The sequence below is a fragment of the Bifidobacterium apousia genome (assembly GCF_007559275.1).
Lineage (GTDB): Bacteria > Actinomycetota > Actinomycetes > Actinomycetales > Bifidobacteriaceae > Bombiscardovia > Bombiscardovia apousia.
This window is the reverse complement of record NZ_VMHK01000001.1, coordinates 165,569-183,237: the sequence shown is the minus strand read 5'-3', so window position 1 is coordinate 183,237 and position 17,669 is coordinate 165,569. Positions and strand designations below refer to the sequence as shown.

14 protein-coding genes are annotated in these 17,669 nt (G+C 57.3%); 7 read left to right on the top strand and 7 right to left on the bottom strand.

The window, feature by feature from the left end:
* Positions 1 to 1,064: 1,064 nt before the first annotated feature.
* The 5 genes from FPK30_RS00660 to FPK30_RS00640 form a co-directional block, all read right to left on the bottom strand.
* Positions 1,065 to 2,573: a HAMP domain-containing sensor histidine kinase gene (locus FPK30_RS00660; RefSeq protein WP_144084893.1), complete on the bottom strand. Its 1,509-nt coding sequence runs from the start codon at positions 2,571 to 2,573 to the stop codon at positions 1,065 to 1,067.
* Positions 2,561 to 3,292, bottom strand: a complete 732-nt coding sequence (locus FPK30_RS00655; RefSeq protein WP_144084892.1) for a response regulator transcription factor — start codon at positions 3,290 to 3,292, stop codon at positions 2,561 to 2,563. Before FPK30_RS00655 ends, FPK30_RS00660 begins: the two co-directional genes overlap by 13 nt.
* Before the next feature lie 118 nt (positions 3,293 to 3,410).
* The gene (locus FPK30_RS00650) at positions 3,411 to 4,235 is read right to left on the bottom strand and encodes an ABC transporter permease (protein ID WP_144084891.1); all 825 of its coding nucleotides are present in this window, start codon (positions 4,233 to 4,235) and stop codon (positions 3,411 to 3,413) included.
* Position 4,236: 1 nt separating this feature from the next.
* The gene (locus FPK30_RS00645) at positions 4,237 to 5,073 is read right to left on the bottom strand and encodes a lantibiotic immunity ABC transporter MutE/EpiE family permease subunit (protein WP_121914933.1); all 837 of its coding nucleotides are present in this window, start codon (positions 5,071 to 5,073) and stop codon (positions 4,237 to 4,239) included.
* On the bottom strand, positions 5,070 to 5,765 hold the full coding sequence (locus tag FPK30_RS00640; protein ID WP_144084890.1) for a lantibiotic protection ABC transporter ATP-binding protein: 696 nt from the start codon (positions 5,763 to 5,765) through the stop codon (positions 5,070 to 5,072). Before FPK30_RS00640 ends, FPK30_RS00645 begins: the two co-directional genes overlap by 4 nt.
* A 389-nt stretch (positions 5,766 to 6,154) precedes the next feature.
* Between FPK30_RS00640 and FPK30_RS00635 the strand changes: the two genes are divergently transcribed.
* The 5 genes from FPK30_RS00635 (at position 6,155) to FPK30_RS00615 (ending at position 11,407) form a co-directional block, all read left to right on the top strand.
* The gene (locus FPK30_RS00635; RefSeq protein ID WP_186279308.1) at positions 6,155 to 7,225 is read left to right on the top strand and encodes an iron-siderophore ABC transporter substrate-binding protein; all 1,071 of its coding nucleotides are present in this window, start codon (positions 6,155 to 6,157) and stop codon (positions 7,223 to 7,225) included.
* A 19-nt stretch (positions 7,226 to 7,244) separates the two neighbouring features.
* A complete protein-coding gene (locus tag FPK30_RS00630; protein ID WP_144084888.1) occupies positions 7,245 to 8,294 on the top strand; it encodes a FecCD family ABC transporter permease in 1,050 nt (349 codons plus the stop codon).
* A gap of 44 nt (positions 8,295 to 8,338) precedes the next feature.
* Positions 8,339 to 9,355, top strand: coding sequence for a FecCD family ABC transporter permease (locus tag FPK30_RS00625; protein ID WP_186279307.1), 1,017 nt, complete (start codon positions 8,339 to 8,341; stop codon positions 9,353 to 9,355).
* 5 nt (positions 9,356 to 9,360) lie between these two features.
* On the top strand, positions 9,361 to 10,224 hold the full coding sequence (locus FPK30_RS00620; protein ID WP_144084886.1) for an ABC transporter ATP-binding protein: 864 nt from the start codon (positions 9,361 to 9,363) through the stop codon (positions 10,222 to 10,224).
* A gap of 214 nt (positions 10,225 to 10,438) precedes the next feature.
* Complete coding sequence (locus tag FPK30_RS00615) at positions 10,439 to 11,407, top strand: siderophore-interacting protein (RefSeq protein ID WP_144084885.1); 969 nt, start codon at positions 10,439 to 10,441, stop codon at positions 11,405 to 11,407.
* A gap of 235 nt (positions 11,408 to 11,642) precedes the next feature.
* On the opposite strand, the gene FPK30_RS00610 is transcribed toward FPK30_RS00615, so the two are convergent.
* Positions 11,643 to 12,218 (bottom strand): anthranilate synthase component II, encoded by a 576-nt coding sequence (locus FPK30_RS00610; RefSeq protein WP_144084884.1) that lies wholly within the window; start codon positions 12,216 to 12,218, stop codon positions 11,643 to 11,645.
* Positions 12,199 to 13,842 carry an anthranilate synthase component I family protein gene (locus FPK30_RS00605; RefSeq protein WP_144084883.1) on the bottom strand — a complete coding sequence of 548 codons (1,644 nt, stop codon included), beginning with the start codon at positions 13,840 to 13,842 and terminating at the stop codon, positions 12,199 to 12,201. The genes FPK30_RS00610 and FPK30_RS00605 overlap by 20 nt, the downstream gene beginning before the upstream one ends.
* A 1,154-nt stretch (positions 13,843 to 14,996) precedes the next feature.
* On the opposite strand from FPK30_RS00605, the gene FPK30_RS00600 reads away from it, so the two are divergent.
* Positions 14,997 to 16,040: a LacI family DNA-binding transcriptional regulator gene (locus tag FPK30_RS00600; RefSeq protein WP_144084882.1), complete on the top strand. Its 1,044-nt coding sequence runs from the start codon at positions 14,997 to 14,999 to the stop codon at positions 16,038 to 16,040.
* A 152-nt stretch (positions 16,041 to 16,192) separates the two neighbouring features.
* Positions 16,193 to 17,599 (top strand): glycoside hydrolase family 32 protein, encoded by a 1,407-nt coding sequence (locus FPK30_RS00595; RefSeq protein ID WP_144084881.1) that lies wholly within the window; start codon positions 16,193 to 16,195, stop codon positions 17,597 to 17,599.
* Positions 17,600 to 17,669 lie beyond the last annotated feature (70 nt).

Below are 17,669 nucleotides of genomic sequence, written 5' to 3'. Positions count from 1 at the left end.
TATTGCTGTTAATAAACTTGATACCAATGTGAATTATTTGGCTATATATAAATATGCGCGGACAATACGATCCACCGGCAGCAAGGTTCTCACCTCAACAAAGGAACAGACGATTCAAACTATCGTCTTGCCCTCTAAAGATATCTTTAATGAAATTTATTGGCTGCTTGGTTTCCAGCATGATATGCAGTCATTGCTAGACTGATCATGGGATACCTAGCAGTAAAGTTTAGCGGGGAGTACAGTACGTGAAACTTATACAGGGCGCGCAGGAATAAATCTTGGAATTGCTCATTCTCAAGACATGACCCTCGCTGTTCCGCACAGTCAATCAGCTATCTGTTTTTTGACGACTATATGATCACGACAATGTTGATCGCCTACGGGCTTAAGGAGCCGGACCGGGCATCAGACCGCTGGTTAATAGCCTAAACGAGTGGGCGTGGGCTGATACATGACGTACGCTCTGGGCTTCTCATACCAGATAGGATGATGCGAAAAAGAAGAAGAGAATACGGCACCTATATTCCATGCCGGTCGTGCGTTTTGAACCGTATTACGGTATTTTTCATGCCGGGCCCTGACGACGATCTTGAGGCTTCTCCGGTCATCTCAAATAGTTTCAATTTCATACAGCTGCGTAGGCGTCATACGGGCATCGGCATCTCCGATCGGGTATGACTGCCTGCGCTGATGCCTGCTGTCTTGCAGTAGACAGGCCTCTTCGCCTATGTGTCTGCCGTTGATGCAAGCCGAAACCACCGTTTTGCCGTCGATCAGGCTTTCGCTATAGAATAGATTTGACCTCGGGATTCATTTCTTTTCCCTGCGCTCTTATCGCCTCCTCCAGCGACAGATCGCTCTGGTCAGCGTCATCTGATTTTTGTATGTAGATCCCTACAGATTGATAATTTCTGTTATCTGTAACGTACAGATCTGCCAAAGAATGGTGAACTTTAGTAATCAATTACTAAAGCGATTGCTAAATAATTGATGTTTTCATAATTATTGGCCCACGACTAACTAATCTTTGTTTGCTGTGACCGGTATCAGCTCCACTGAATTCACTGCACTGGCAAAGATACAGTGACTGCTGCGCCATCGCCACTGGCTGCATTGGCCAGGATTAGGCGGCCTCCTGCACTTTCCACAGTCGACCGCGCTGCAGCCAGGCCGATGCCATGGTGACCGCTGGAGCCGTGCCGACTGCTGTCAGCCTGATAGAGCCATTCCGTGGCATGGGCCAGAGCCCGGCTGCTGAAACCTGGACCCCGGTCACGCACGGTCACCACTAGGGCTCGCCCGCCCTCCTGACCACCCTCCAGCCTCCAGGTCAGCGTCACCAAGCCATGGTCCGGCGAGTAGTCGGCCGCGTTGGCGATGATGTTCATGATCGCTCGGGTAAGGTCAGCCGCGTCACCGGAAATCTGACCGGTGTCGGAACCTAGACGGTCATCCCGCTCAAGCCGCAGACTCCGGGCATTCAGGTAGCCTTGGGCCTGGTTGTTGACCGCATCTTTCAAAGCAACCGCCATAACCCCGGATCGCCCTGAAGCCGTGCCCACGGAACCCTGGCTGATGGCTTGCGCATAGTCAGCCATCTCACGGATGGCATCCTCGATGGAGTCCAGGTAGGACTGCTGCTCCCGGCTGAGCCCGGTCTCCCCCAGCAGGTCTGCATTGCCTCGCATGATGGTCAGCGGCGTCTTCAGGTCGTGTGCCAGGGCCGCCACCTGCCGACGCTGGGACTCCTGGGCCATCCAGGTCTTCTCCAGGGATTCCTTCAACGTGGCGCGCATCCTATCGAAGGACCCCAGCACCCGGTTGATCTCCAGCACGTTGCTGCGGGGCAGGGATGCGTCAAGATCCTGCCGCCCTATGTCGTCAGCCACCTGGTTGAAAACCTTGAGCTTGGACGATATGACATGGGCCGCCCGCAACCCGACCAGCAAAAGGGTGATCAGCAGGGCCGCCCCGCAAGACACCAGCAGAAGATTCTGGGGATTGGGATAGCGGTCCCGAGCCTGCCTCGATACCCACTGCGGCTGAATCCGATAGGCCAGGACGCATGGCCGCCCATCGGCTGTGGCATAGACGAGGTAGGTCGCATTCGGCCTTGCACGAGTGGCGAGAGGCCGTCCCGTCTTCTTCTCCCGCTCTTCCGATGGCATGGATGCCCTGTGCTCCCAGTGGTCGGCCGCCAGCTGGTCGGCCTCGCTGGCCATGCCGCCCTTCATATCTCCCCCCGTGGGATGCACCTGATGGTCATAGGTTCGGTACCAGTAAGCAGCGGGAATCATGGATTCGTCAATAGCAGTCGAACGGCCGATGGAGTGCCCCACCTCCTCCAGATGCTGTTCGCCATAGTTGGCCCAGAAGAAGTCACCCCTGGTCCCCAGGTTTATCCAGACCATATACATGCCGGCGAACAGCAGAGCCAGAATCAGCAGCACGTAGAGAAAGTATCTGATGATCAGCAGAACGATGGGCATTCCCTTGCGGCTTGGCCGGCCCTTGCCGTCGGGGTTCTGCTCCCCCGGCGCTTCGGGCACGCCGTCGGTCAGGCCGCCCATTGGTAACCCACCGACCAGATGGTCCTGATGGGGTCCACCCCCAGGGCCTTGAGCTTGCGCCGGGCATTGCTCAGATGGACTCTGACCGCAGCCGTGGCATCGCTGTCCGTATCCTCAGCGGCCGGGTCATCCTCAGCGGCCAAGCAGGCCTCCCATATCTGCATGGGCGCGTAGGCCCGCCCTGGATGTTCGGCCAGCAGTGCGCATATGCGGTATTCCGCATCCGTCAGATTGGCGTTGCGCCCGTCCACCCTGATCTGCCGCGCCTGAAGATCCATGTCCAAGGAGCCGAAACGCAGGAGCGGACGCCCACGCCGACTGCCCTGGGACAGCCTCGCCCTGACCTTGGCTCGGAGCTCGGCAATGCCGAAAGGCTTGCGTATGTAATCGTCAGCCCCCAGGCCATAGGCCAGGACCGCGCTGTCCTCGTCGGTCTTGGCCGTCAGGAAGATAATCGGGCAGGACACCCGTTCCCTGATGGAGGTCAACAGAGCGAAGCCGTCCAAGTGAGGCATCATGACATCGCAGAGGATCAGGTCGACCGAGAACAGGTCCATCCTCACGACCTCCCGGGAATCGTTGACCGCAGTCACGGCATAGCCGTCCTTGGACAGGGCGGCCATCAGCAGGGTGGTGATCCTGGGATCGTCGTCCACCACCAGGATGGATGCCCTATGCCTATCGTCCCCTAGGGAACCTTCGGCGTGCGCGTCAGCCACGATTGGCTCCTTTTCTGCGCTTGCCGACTCGGCCCAGCCACTTTTGAGAATGAACGCCTTGCGGGCCGGAATTCTTGCAAGCCTGATTTCTTGCGGACCGGAAGTCTTGCGACCCAGTCTAATCGCTGACCTTGCGACGATCCTCGAACCTACCGATCCAGAGCAGGAGGGCCAAGCCCAGGGTCAGGGTGAAGACCAGACAGGGAATCAGATTATCCAGAGCCGTCACGCCGATTGAAGCACGCAGACCCTCACCTCCCGGCATGGTCAAGGCCAGTGCCTGCTCGATTCCCAGGGAGCCGAACCTGGTAGGCCAAGTGAATGGTATCCACCGGGTGATTCCGGGGGTGCTGCCAACACCTGACAGGGTATGGCTGTACAGACCATTGAAGAGGCCGCCAAGGGAACTGATGGATATTCCGGTGCCGAGGACCCCAATAGCGATAGTCGTGTTTCTACCGAAGCGCAGGGCCAGGGCCATGGAGAAAAGGTAGAGGCAGAGGGAACCACCGGCCATGCCCAGGGTGGCGAGCGCTAGGGCCGAGATTGGCGCATCCAGTCCGCCGACCATAGCCATGGGCAGGCAAAAAGCCAGAGCCGCCAGGGCCAGAGCCAGCAGGTCCAGAAGCCAAAGCACCAGGATCTTGGCTGCCAGACCCAGTCGGCGGCTGGGAACCCCCAGAAGGTTGGCCATGTCGCCGGCCTCCCGCTCGGTTTCGATGTTCATGGCAACGACAATGGCGACCATCAGGGGCATGAAGGCACCCAAGACCTGAAAGAAGGCATCAGTCTCCAGACCAGGATCATAGGGGGCTGCGGCGAAGTAAGCGCCGCAGGCGAGCCCGGCCGCCAGGCCACAGATGACATGGATAGCGATAAGCACCGATCCGTGCAACCGTACGATTTCCGAGGCCACAACCCGGCCGACTGTCATCCTAGTCATGTCAGTTGGTCTCCTTCCGCGAGAACCAGATTCCCGTCAGGACGGACAGGAGCAGGAACCAGACCAGACAGGCCACCAAGGCCGTCAGGCTCTGCCCACCGAAGACAGACAAGGCAGCCTTGATCGGGCTGTTGTCTTCGGTCTCCAAGGGCACGCCATCAGGCATGACCTTCATGAAGGGCACCGGCAGGTTGATCATGGCGGCGGGCGGCAGGAAGGGCCATAGCCGTTGGTTTCCCCAGAAGGTGATCGAGACCAGCAGGTCCGCCATGTAAGGCAGGCCGAACCCAATCAGAACGCCGAACCGGGCGGTCAGCGCCAATCCCGCCGGTATCATCCAGGAACAGGCCAAGACCAGCATCAGGGCGCTGACTACGAAGTCGACTACAGACGGTCCCCCGACCCCGGAGACGGCGACCATGAGCGCCGAAAGACCCAGAGCCAGCAGGGTGGCGATGCCGATCAGAAGCAGGCAGTAGACGATCTTGGCCCACCAGACCAGAACAGGCGCGGCAGGCAGAGCCAGAGTGGTCCTCCACCGCTGCTTCCCGTCGATGTTGGCCACGGCAACGCTTATCAGAGCAGTCATGGCTGGGAGGAGCAGGACATACCAGTAGTTGACCCAGGAGGGCATCCAGACATGCAGCCCGAACGCGAAGCAAGCCACGATGACAATGAGCACCAGAGGGAAAGCCAAGGCCATCCGCCTGGGCGCGGCCGACCGGCCCTTCATGATCTCCGCTGCCAGGATCCTGCCAAAGGGGATGCCGTTGCCCCTGGTTCTGACTCTTTCAGCCGTATCCTGCTGGACGAATTGGTTGGCATTCATGTTGCTCATCGTGACCTCCTGAGCACGTCCATGAACAGCCCCTCCAGGTCCTCCCCGGCGTGCAGCTCATTCTCGTAGGCCAGGCGACCGTCCGCGATGATGCCGATATGATCCGCCAGGATCGACACCTCGGAGAGGATATGGCTTGAGACGATCACGCTCATCCCCTGCTGCGGGAAGCTGCGGATCATTCCCCTCAGCTCCTCGATGCCCAGCGGATCCAGCCCGTTGGTGGGCTCGTCCAGGATCAGCAGACGAGGTTTGGTCAGAATGGCGTTGGCTATCCCCAGGCGCTGCTTCATGCCTAGTGAGAACTGCCCAGCTTTCTTGGAGCCTGTGTCGCTCAGTCCGGCAATGGAGAGCGCCTGGTCGATCCGCTCATCAGGCAGGCCAAACAGGGTTGTGCGCACCTTGAGGTTCTGGCGGGCCGTCAGGTTGGGGTAGACGGGCGGCTGCTCGATCAGGGCGCCGATGTCGTAGAGGTCCCGGCGCGACCAGGGGTGCCCATCCAGAATCATGGATCCGCCAGTGGGGTGCAGCATGCCTGTGACCATCTTCAAAGTAGTGGATTTGCCAGCCCCATTTGGACCCAGGAGCCCGTAGACTCCGCCCTCGGGGACATGCAGAGACACCTGGTCGACGGCCCGTTGTCCGCGGCCGAAGACCTTGGTCAGACCCTCGGTCCGCAATATGTAACGCATGGTCAGCTCCTATTCGTTTCCGTGCAACAGGAGCCAGACTAAAGACCGAAAATAAAGAAAGATAAAGGAGCGGGCAGAGCCCTCCCGCAATCCAAGGAAGGCATCGTGAAAGGTGGAGGTCTGAGAGGCCTGGAACAGTCACAATTCTGCGTCTGTCGAACCTTAATATCCGACAGGATCCGTAGAGCAAGGGCTTTGTTGGATGGTTCCGCCGAAGGTCATGAGATGTTGATCGGACCCAACCCTCGCTTTCTCCTCGTTTTTACAGCGTGCCATTTAACACACGCAACCAAGGAAATCAACTCTTTTCTTCCCGTCGGGCCGATGCTACATCTGGTACCTGGCTCTGGTGCACCATGCCAATTCGACAGCACGATCAAAGGAACCACATGCACATTCGACCACTCCTTTCCCTCACCCGATTCAAGCGCGCTATCGCAGCCATCCTGGTGCTGGCAAGCGCCCTGTTCTTCCTGGGCGCCTGCGGATCGGACCCACAGGCAGGCCAGTCCAGCCATTCAGAAGCTTCGGGAGGGCAGGGCTCCTTCCCCGTCAAGATCGATCATGTTTACGGCACCACCTCGATCCCTTCCAAGCCCAAGCGCATCGCCACCGTCGGATGGGCCACTCCCGACAACCTCATCGCCTTGGGGGTCGTGCCGGTCAGCATCCAGAAGAACTCCTTCGGCAAGACCGTGGATGGAGGGTATCTGCCCTGGACCAAGGATGCCCTGGATGAGATGCATGTGGCCAAGGCGGATATGCCCAAGCTGCATGACGAATCGGACGGCATCGATGTCGAGGCCATCGCCGCGTCCAAACCCGATCTAATCATCGGCCTGCTCTCCGGCATGACCAAGAAGCAGTATGACACCTTGAGCAAGATTGCGCCGACAATCGCCTATCAAGAGGTTGCCTGGGGCGACCCCTGGCGCAAGGTCATCACGTCCACAGCCAAAGCCATCGGAGAACCCGAAAAGGGCAAGCAGCTGATAGCCGACCTGGAGGAGCGCATCTCAAAGGCCGGAGAGACCCAACCGGCCATCAAGGGCAGGACCGCGGCAGTTATGTATTTCGATGCCTCCAAGCTCTCTAAGTTCAGCGTCTACACCACCTCCGACGCCCGGCCTCAGTTCATGAACGACCTCGGCATGGAGACTCCGGAGTCCATCAAGGAGGACTCCAAGAGCACCAAGAACTTCTACAAGGAGATCTCCTCCGAGCATGCCGACAGGTACAAGGATGTCGACATCATCGTTACCTACGGCACCCCGGACCTGCTTGAAGCGATGCGCAAGGACCCTCTCCTCTCCAAGATTCCCGCAGTTGAGCGCGGATCCGTCGTGGTCATCGACAGTGACGGCGAGATGGCCAATGCCCTTGACCCCTCGGCCCTGTCCATCCAGAAGACGACCGACACCTACGCGCAACTTCTGGGCGAGGCTGCCGCCAAGGTCTAATCAGGCCGCAGGTGAGGGGATGAAAGAGGGAGAGGTGGCGCATATATGCGGTCGGCGGGCAGCCATGCATCGCAATGGAAACGGACCCATGGTCCTGTCCGGGCTGATTCTGGCGGTCTGCCTGGTCATGGTCTGCGCCCTGTCCCTGGTTTTCGGATCCCGTTCCGTCAGCCCTTCCGACATCCTCCACGCCCTGTCCACCTCCTCGGATGACATCGCGGTCTCGGCCATCCGCCTGAGAATCCCCCGCACCGTCCTCGGCCTCCTGGTCGGTGCCGGGCTCGGGGTGGCCGGGACCCTGATGCAGGGCATATCACGCAATCCACTGGCGGACCCGTCGATTCTGGGGTTCAATACGGGGGCGGCCCTGGCGATTGTCTGCTCCATAGCCTTCTTCTCCCTATCGACCCCGGCCCAGTATGTCTGGGTGGGACTGCTGGGCAGTGCGACGACCGCGCTGGTCGTCTGGGCCATAGGCTCCCTGGGGCCATCGGGTCCATCTCCGCTACGGCTGACCCTGGCCGGCGTCGTAATCAGTTCGGTACTGGGGTCCCTTACCTCCGCCATCCTTCTGCCGCGCGTCAATGTCATCAGCTCATATCGCTTCTGGCAGGTGGGCGGAATCTCGGGCGCCCGGTTCGACCTCATGATGCCGGTCCTGCCTATTCTCGCTCTTGGACTGATACTCGCCTTCTGCCTGACGCCCGGAATCAACGCCTTGACCCTGGGTGATCAGATGGCCCAAGGACTGGGTATGCGCGTCGGACGTGTCCGCAGCCTGGCCTGGCTTGCGGCGATACTCCTCTGCGCCTCCTGTACGGCACTGGCGGGTCCGATTGGCTTCGTCGGACTGGTGGTCCCCCATGTGGCACGACTGCTTATAGGACCCGACTACAGGCGAATCATGGCTCTGAGCATCCTCATCGGACCCCTCCTGGTGGTTGGCGCCGACGTGGTGGGCAGGATAATCACCCGTCCATCCGATGTGGAGGTCGGCATCGTCACGGCACTGATTGGGGCTCCCGTATTCGTGATTCTGGCCGGGCGCAGAAGAACCGCGGAGGTATAAGCATGGATGCTTGCCTCCTTCATGATTCGCATAGACCCGATGCGATGACCGACCTGCAACGGATACGACGGGCCCATACCGTTCGTTCACTGGCAGTCACTATCCTGCTTGTGATACTCCTGGTTGCTCTCGCGCTGTCCGACCTGGCTCTGGGACATCGCACATACTCCATGAACGACCTGATTGGAGCACTCCTGGGGCAGGGAGACGAAGGGACCAGGTTCGTGATTCTCCAACTCCGCATGCCCAGGGCACTGATCGGCTGCGCCGCCGGCATCGCGTTCGGTATGGCTGGGACTGGTTTCCAACACCTCCTGCGCAACATGATGGCCAGCCCGGATATCATCGGCATCACGGCCGGAGCCAACACGGCCGCCATCTTCGGCATTGTCATATTGGACCTGTCGGGCATGCCCCTGGCCTGCCTGGCGGTCGTGGGTGGTCTCATGACAGCCCTCCTGGTCATGGCCCTGGCCTGGCGCGGTTCGTTCGACCCGACCCGGCTGATACTGATCGGAATCGGAGTGGCCGCAGGGCTCAATGCTCTGGGTTCCTGGCTGATGATTCGCAGCAGCCAATGGGACATCCAGACAGCTACCCGATGGTTGACGGGCAGCCTGGCCGATGCCCAGTGGACCGATCTGCCCATACTGGCAACAACAACCCTGGTCGGCGCCATGCTCCTGTTGGCACTCGACAGGAATGTCAGCACACTGCAGTTGGGACCGGAGATGGCCGCCGGACTGGGAGTCAGGGTAAGCCGTGTCCAGTTCGAGGTGATCATCGTGGGTGTGCTGCTCCTGGCCGTCGCAACGGCGACCACCGGTCCCATCTCCTTTGTTTCGTTCCTCTCCGGCCCCATCGCCGCAGTCCTGGTTGGTCGGGGAACATCGGCCCTTATCCAGTCGGGCCTGGTGGGGGGTTGCCTGGTTCTGGGGTCGGACATCGTCGCCCAGCATCTGCCCACAACCCAGGTGCCGGTCGGCATCATCACCAGCATTGTGGGCGGCCCCGTCCTCATCCTGATCATGGTCCTCATGACCCGCAGACAGGAGCTCTGAACATCATGACGTCACCCCTGGCACACGACTCCTGGAGCAACGCGCATAAGCTGACCGCCTCGCACCTTCGCCTCACCTATGGCGGGCGTACGGTCATCGAGGACCTGAGTCTGGATATACCCCCACACACGATGGGGTCCATCATCGGACCCAACGGGTGCGGAAAATCAACCTTCCTCAAGGCCATGGCCAGGATACTGAAACCGGCCTCGGGGGCCGTCATGCTGGATGGAGAGCCCATCACCAGCATCCCCACCCGCAAGGTTGCAACGATTCTGGGGCTGCTGCCACAGAACCCGTCAGCCCCCGCCGGCATCACCATCGCCGACCTGGTCGCTCGCGGCCGATACCCCCACCACCACTTCATCGAGCGGTGGACAACCAAGGACGAAAAGGCGGTGGAACGGGCCCTTGCCCTGACCGGACTGACCGATATGGCGGGGTGTCCAATCGACCGCCTGTCCGGAGGCCAGCGCCAGCGCGCCTGGATTGCCCTGACCCTCGCCCAGCAGACCGACATACTCCTTCTTGACGAGCCGACCACTTACCTCGACATCGCCTACCAGCTTGAGGTGCTTGACCTGCTGAGCACCCTGAACAGGCAGGAGGGCGTCACGGTGGTCATGGTTCTCCACGACCTGAACATGGCCGCCAGATATTCGGATTGGATCCTGGCCATCAAGGATGGCAGGAGGGTCGCTTTGGGCGCTCCCGACGAGGTCATGACTGAGAGCCTGGTGACGGAAGTATTCGACATCGCATCCACCGTGGTAACTGATAGGTCAACCGGCACCCCGCTGATGACCCCGGTGCCCCTCCATAGTCTTACAGCTCACTCTGGCGGGGCTTGTAATGTACACGTACACTGAGATGACTCGGCAGGACGACACCAAACAACCCAATGATGTAAAACCTTTGACGCAAACCCCTTCGTCCTGCTCTCCACATCACTACCACCAACGTCCCAACCAGAAAGCCTCAAAGCCACCGACTCACGAGCCGTGACAACCTGAACGGAGTCCCATCCTCAGACAACTTGACGTCCAGGTCAACCCATAAACCCCAACCGAAAGAGAGCCAGCCATGGAACACCAAGCCAGTCGTCCTGTACCCTTGATCCCCTTCCGCGTCACCGTAGCCAGAGCAGAGACGCTCTCTCCCCATTTCAAACGAATTGTCTTTCAGGGGCCAGATTTACAGAATTTTGCAGATGCTGGGTACGATGAACGAATCAAAATCCTCTTGCCCCTCCCAGACGGTTCACTTCCGGCCCCTTCATTCTTCGAAGCGTCCCCCGAAGATCCGCTTGCCTGGTACCAAAAGTGGAGGACCCTACCCGCAGAGCGCCGCAATCCCCTGCGCACCTATACGGTTCGCAAGGTCAAGCACGAGAGCGAGCAAATCGATGTGGACTTCGTCATCCACGATCATGCCGGCCCGGCTGGAGCCTTCGCAGAGGCTGCCAAACCTGGCGACCAGGCCATTATCATCGGCCCGAATGCACAAGCCGGAGGACCGGTTGCGGGGATGGACTTTCACCCGGGGCAATCCAGACATCTTCTCCTGGTAGGCGACGAGACGGCAGTACCAGCCATCGCGGCCATAATGGACAGCCTGATCCGCGACCACTGGCAGGGTGACGGGGTGGCATTGATCGAGGTCCCGACCGAAGAGGATCGTCTTCCGCTGCCCGAGCACGCAGGAATCCGCGTCATTTGGACGACCTGCGACGAATCCGGGCATGGGCATGCCCTTATCGAAACCATGCGCAGCCTCCTGGAGGACCTGCCGATCCATTCGCCTACGGTTCTAGTCGCTGGCTCCTCTGAGAAATTCACAGAGGTCGATATCGATAAGGAGCTGCTCTGGGAGACTGCCGATGCCGCCCAAGCCGATGCCTCCATTCATGCCGACGACCTGTACGCCTGGATCGCCGGAGAGGCAGCCACTGTCCGCGAACTGAGGCGCATGCTGGTCAGAGACCGAGGAATGGACCGGCGCAACGTCTCTTTCATGGGATATTGGCGCCAGGGCCGCAGCGAAATGTCCTGACCGCCGAACCTCACACGCGTGTGGCCACCCACCTCTGTCTTCCCTGACCTATGAGTTCAGAGAGCGGTCGCACGAGTTCCCCTGACCGTGTGAGTTTCAGGTCACGGGCTGCCGAATTGAATCCGCTGCAGCATCTTGCTGGACTTACGCAGACAGGTCACAGGACTTGCTTGTTGCATAGCAGATTGCAAGGAAAACAACCCGGTCCGGTTCTGATGAGACAGTCCCTGTCAAATCAGCCGCAGTATTCCCGGAAGAAGTTGCCAATCACCTGGTGACCATACTGGCTGCCGATGCTCTCGGGGTGGAATTGGACACCCTCCATGAGCGATCGCCCCCGTCTCAGGCCCATCACATACCCGTCCAAAAGCGAGCGCGCGCTGATTTCCAGGTCCGCGACCTGCTTGACCGAGGCCTCATCGGCAACCAGGGAATGGTACCTGGTCACCTCAAAGGTGTCGGGCAACCCTGTGAAGCAGCCCCTCCCGTCGTTTCTTATCCGGCTCACCTTACCGTGCTGGCGACTTGAGGCCCTGACCACCTGGGCTCCGGCATGTACTGCGATGGCCTGCATGCCCAGGCAGATGCCGAAAACCGGCTTCCGTCCTGCCACCTGGTCCAGAAGTTCCAGGTAGCCGCAGTCCTCCGGATGACCCGGTCCGGGGCCCAGAATGACCGCATCGAAGGTGAGTGGGTCCACCTCGGCAAGATGGTTCACCCGGACAATGGTCGTATCGGCGCCCAACAGGTCCACGTAGTTCTTGACCACATAGACGAAACTGTCGAAGGCATCAACCAGCAAGACTCTCATGGGCCAGCTCCTTTCCGGTGATGGCCAGATAGGCCGAGCTCATCTTCTTCATGGTCTCCTGCCACTCGCTCTCAGGCTTGGAGTCCTCGACGATTCCGGCCGAGGCGCGCAGGTGGTACCTGCCCGAATGGTAGGAGGCCGTCCTTATGCACAGCGCCGTCAGGACCTGACCGTCGAATCCGAGGAAACCCACCGCTCCGGCGTATACCCCGCGCGAACTGACCTCGGTCTCCTCGATGATCTCCACGGCGCGCACCTTGGGGGTTCCTGTCATGGTGCCGGCGGGGAAGGCGGCAGAGAAGACGTCGTACTTGTCCAGGCCAGGCCGAATTCGACCGACCACGTCCGAGACCATATGAATGACGTGGGAGTAAACCTCGGTGGTCATCAGCCGGTCCACCTCCAAGGATTCGGGTGTGCAGCACCTGGCTACGTCGTTGCGCCCCAAATCCACCAGCATCAGGTGCTCGGCCCGTTCCTTGGGGTCGCCGGTCAGCTGCCTGATGGCCGCCTGTCGGGCCTCATCATCTCCGGGATTGCCGACAGTTCCGGCGATGGGCCTCAGGGTTATGTCACCATCGGGGGTCAGCCCGATGAAGAGCTCGGGGCTGGCGCCGATGACATGCACCCCTTGGGGAGTCACGAAATAGTACATATAGGGGGACGGGTCCTGCCGGCGCAGTCGCTGGTAGACCTGGAAGGGCGGAATCCTGGAGTCCACCTGAATCTCATGCCCGAGCTGGAGCTGGTACACATCTCCCTGGGCTATGTGCTCCTTGCCTTTGGCAAACCACCGATAGAAGAGGTCCCGGTCAATCGTGTCATGGGCCCTGTAAGGGAAGTTCGATCCGGCATCCTCAGACCCTGCATCGGTCCGGGCAAGGTCTTCCGCAAGGGGAGCGTCAGACCGCAGCAGGCCAAGTACTTCCGCGAACCGAATGGACACATACCCAACGCTCTTCCCCTCCGACTGCCCGTCAAGCCTGCTGCGCTCAATGCCACCCGCGCCTTCCAGCCCTATCAGGCTGTCGCTTTCCCCGCTTCCCTGACCACCCCGGATGTCGTACCCGCCAGGGTCGCCGCTCAGATGGATCAGCGTGGCGCAGTGGCCGCCAGCCTTCAGGTCCAGGGTGATGATTCCCCGGTAGAGGGTCAGCGAGATGACCGGCAGGGCCGCATCCCTGGGAATGCGCTCTTCCAGGTCCTCAATCATGAAAATGGTGTCATATCCGAAGTAGCCGAACCATCCCATCCCGAAGGGGCCTTCATGGCCGCCGCTGACGGCGAAGGAGGACTCAATCCCCCTCAGCACCGCGAACACCTCCTGGATGTCGGGGACCGGATGGTGAACCACCCCCTGCTCAATCCGGCCGAAGGCCTCCAACAGACCTGCCAGCTGTACGTTACCCAGCGGATCAATGGTCATAACGTGGTCCGTCACGCTCAGGGTCAACATGGGCTCGAATCCAATCACCGAACGGTTCCTGTCCGGATCGGGACCGCTCAGGGACTCCAGGAGGAAGAGCTGATCCTCCCGATACCTGGTGCGCAAACGCCTGTATATGAACAAGGCGTCAAGATCGCTGACGAATTTGTGGGATTCCATGGTTGCATTGATGGTCATAAGGACACTTCCTAGGTCGAATGCTGCGGTCTGAAAATGGCAGTGAAACCTCACTTGGTGCCGATTCGGCAGGTCATGGATATGAATTTCCCATGGATCTATGTCCGCAGATAATACAAGAACAACCTCAAATACCGAGGCGAATACAGGAATCAGCAGAAGAACCGGCTACAACATCAACGCCATCGAGCATCGACATAGAAGAAGACACCCTTGAGCAACCAAGGCTCCAGTGATGTCGTTTTCTCCATGGCCACGATGCTAGAGCACCCGGATGCAAACGCCCAGCCGGAGTCCATAATTCGGACGTAATCTGTCCATTTCAATAGAGGTCGGTGCTAGCTCCGAAATCCGCTGGCTTAGCGACAATGTGTCTTGTGTCAGGAACACCGATTGCTGCTAATTGAAATTCCAGCCGACGAGGACTATCTCCAGCTTATCTAAGCCCAATATTGTTGAGTTTCTGAAACATGACTTATGCCCCTGTCAGCGCCATTGACCTAAGGAGACGCCAGAGCGGCCCCGAATATGAATACTGAGGTGCACGGCAATATCGGAATGGGGCTTTACCCAGGCATGAGGCAAGAGCTGACAGACAAGCATCCTCGATCGAACATGCAACCAGAAGAAGATACATGCCAAGCATCTGAACGAATTCAAAATTCGATGATCTTAGTTTAAAACAATTTACGCTTCTTTTGCGTAAACAAGTTGCTGCCTATTATCAGGCTTTAGATCCTATACATGGACACAGCATCGAGTGAGCCTGAACTTAGAAATGAGAACCAATACACCCTCAAGGAAGCTCCCTCATGATTCTCTCCTAGTCCAGTCGTCGTACAGCGCTGTAATTATTTAATAATTTTTAAGAATGTACGATATTGCTAATTGAATAAGAACATCTTTATTTTGCAAAGTCGTATGAAACCAGCAGGTCTAGAGTTCTTTCAAGACGTTTAGCTGAAACATATGGGCATCTACCTAGCAGCATGATAAAACACTGCTAATGGTAAATTCAGAATCAGCCAAGACCACTCATCCTCGATCGAACATCCCTTCGCGGTATAGGCAGAGAATGGAAACCAGTAATTTATCGTATGGCGTAGTTAAGGAGCTAAAAACAATCAGAACAACCGGCGTTAGGATTACTAATCATGGTTACACTTCAAGATGTCGCAAAGGCAGCAGGCGTTTCTATTGCTACAGCTTCGTGGGCTATCAACGATAGCAAGGATGCAAGAATCCCCCAAGAGACAAGGCAACGAGTACGAAAAGTAGCAGTGAGCCTTGGATACAGACAAAATGCCTTAGCAAGAGGGTTGGCCCGCGGGCAATCCGATTCAATTGGCTTCATCAGTGACGGAGTAGCAACTTCGCCCTTTGCCGGTCAAGTAATTCGAGGGGCGCAGGCTGAGGCTTGGCAGAATGGCAAAATCCTCCTGGTTGTAGACACCAACGGCGATAAACGCATCGAAAAAGAGACCTTTGCCTTCATGATGGAAAGACAGGTTGAAGGAATCGTATATTCAACATGGGTGCATCACGCCGTTGAACCACCAAAAGAACTGCGCCAGGTCAATTCCGTACTGGTGAATTGTTTTGACAGGCGCAGACAATATCCCGCTGTGGTTCCTAACGAGATCCAGGGAGGTCGATCGGCAACTGAAATTCTATTAAAAGCCGGGCATCGCCGTATTGCCTTCGTCAATGACATCGATTCTTCTCCTGCTGCCATTGGAAGGTTGGAAGGATACCGGCAAGCCCTGTCGTCCTACGGAGTGCAATTTGATCCGTCAACAATAATAAGGGCTCCAAGCAATCAGGAGGGCGGCTACCGCTCCATAGAAGCAGTGCTTGCCACTAAGGCCACCGCTGTCTTCTGCCACAATGATCGCATGGCAATGGGTCTTTATGACGCCCTACATGAGAGGGGGCTCAAAGTCCCCGACGATATATCTATTGTTGGTTTTGACAATCAGGAGGTTATTTCAGCGCATTTGCATCCTGCATTAACGACGGTTGCACTTCCTCAATATGAGCTAGGCGTACTAGGCATCAGAACTCTGCTCGAGAGCACCGAGCAAGTAAAGCCACAAACTGATGAAACGAGCCAAACCAAGCGCAAGATTATTCACGTCACTTGTCCAATCATCGTGCGCGATTCAGTCTTCCCCTCCAATCAGGTAATTCATCACTAGAGCAAACAGCTCTCGGAAAAAGACTGCGCAGGTATTCCCTATTTGACAGCGCTCGTGTTCTAACATAGGATTGCTGAAGCGCTTAAACATAGACAGTCACAGCGGAGTGAACATGTTAGGTACTTGTTCATATTCTCGCTAGAAAGGATTTCATGAACAAGCTCTATTACCAATTCCCTGGTACTTGGTTCGGAGACTGCATGCCCTTCGGCAAGGGAAACAAGTTCTTCCTTTTTCATCAACGCGACACAAGACAGCCTGAGCCCTTCGGGCAACCTTTTGGCTGGTCTCTAGCCACCACTGAAGACTTTGTCCACTATCAGGATTGTGGCACTGCCATTCCCAGAGGTTCTGACGACGAACAGGATCAGTTCATCTATGCGGGAAGCGTGTTCTATGGGGAGGGGCAGTACCACGCTTTTTATACGGGCTATAACAAGGATTATCCAGCTGCAGGCAAAGCCTCCCAGGTGTTGATGCATGCCGTGAGCGATGATTTGTACCACTGGAGCAAAAGTCATGAGAGCCTCAAATTATCCCCTCAGGAAGGGTACGACGTAGACGAGTGGCGCGATCCCATGGTTATTCGGGATGAAGACCATAAGCGCTATCTGTTAATTCTGGGAGCTCGAAAGAAAGGCCCGAAGACCGCGCAGACAGGACGGACTGTCAAATTCACATCGAACGATCTGAAGCACTGGAAGTTCGAAGGTGATTTTTGGGCACCAGGTCTGTTTACAATGCACGAAATGCCTGATCTGTTCAAAATGGGTGACTGGTGGTATCACATCGTAACCGAATACAGCAATAAGCACGGCATGGTTTATCGAATGTCCAGAAGTCTTGATGGACCATGGCTGACACCCTACGACGATGCATTCGACGGTAGCGCATATTATGCCGGCCGTACTTTCGCTCTCAACGGTCACAGAGTGCTTTTTGGCTGGGTTCCGACCAAAATCGGCAATGACGATACGCATAATTATGAGTGGGGAGGTACTTTTGTCCCTCATGAGCTCTACCAGCGCCCCGATGGCAGCCTCGGCGCAAAGCCGCTGAACAGCCTCTGCAACGCTTTTAACCCAGCCCAAAAAATTAATAATATGTGTATCAGAGGGGATGGAAAGCAGATTGCAAAGGCTCTCAGTCCGTCCTGTGGCGACATCTTTGCTTTTGAAACGGACGTAGAGTTTTCCGATGGCACCCGAACCTTTGGCTTCAGGCTATATGCAAACGAGGAGACCGAACAAAGCTATCAGTTTGCTTTCCATGTGCAGCAGGGCTTCCTGCGATTCGCAGCCAACCCGAATTATCCTTGGTTTAATTACATGGACATTGGCATGGAAAGACCGTTGCGCTTGGAATCAAATCGACCAAACCATATTCAAATCATTGTGGACGACACCATAATGACCATCTATGTCAATGGCGTAGCGCTGAACGCTCGCGTATACCGCCACTTTGGCGATTCACTCGATGTGTTTGTGACTGACGGGGCGTTGAACCTGTCAAATACCCGAATAGCAAGAGGGCTTAAGAAGGGGTGCGATAGACAATAAGCCATGTAAATTTAGACCCAATAAGGTCATTGCACTATTTGCTTAAGCGCTTATCCAGCTTTAGAACAGA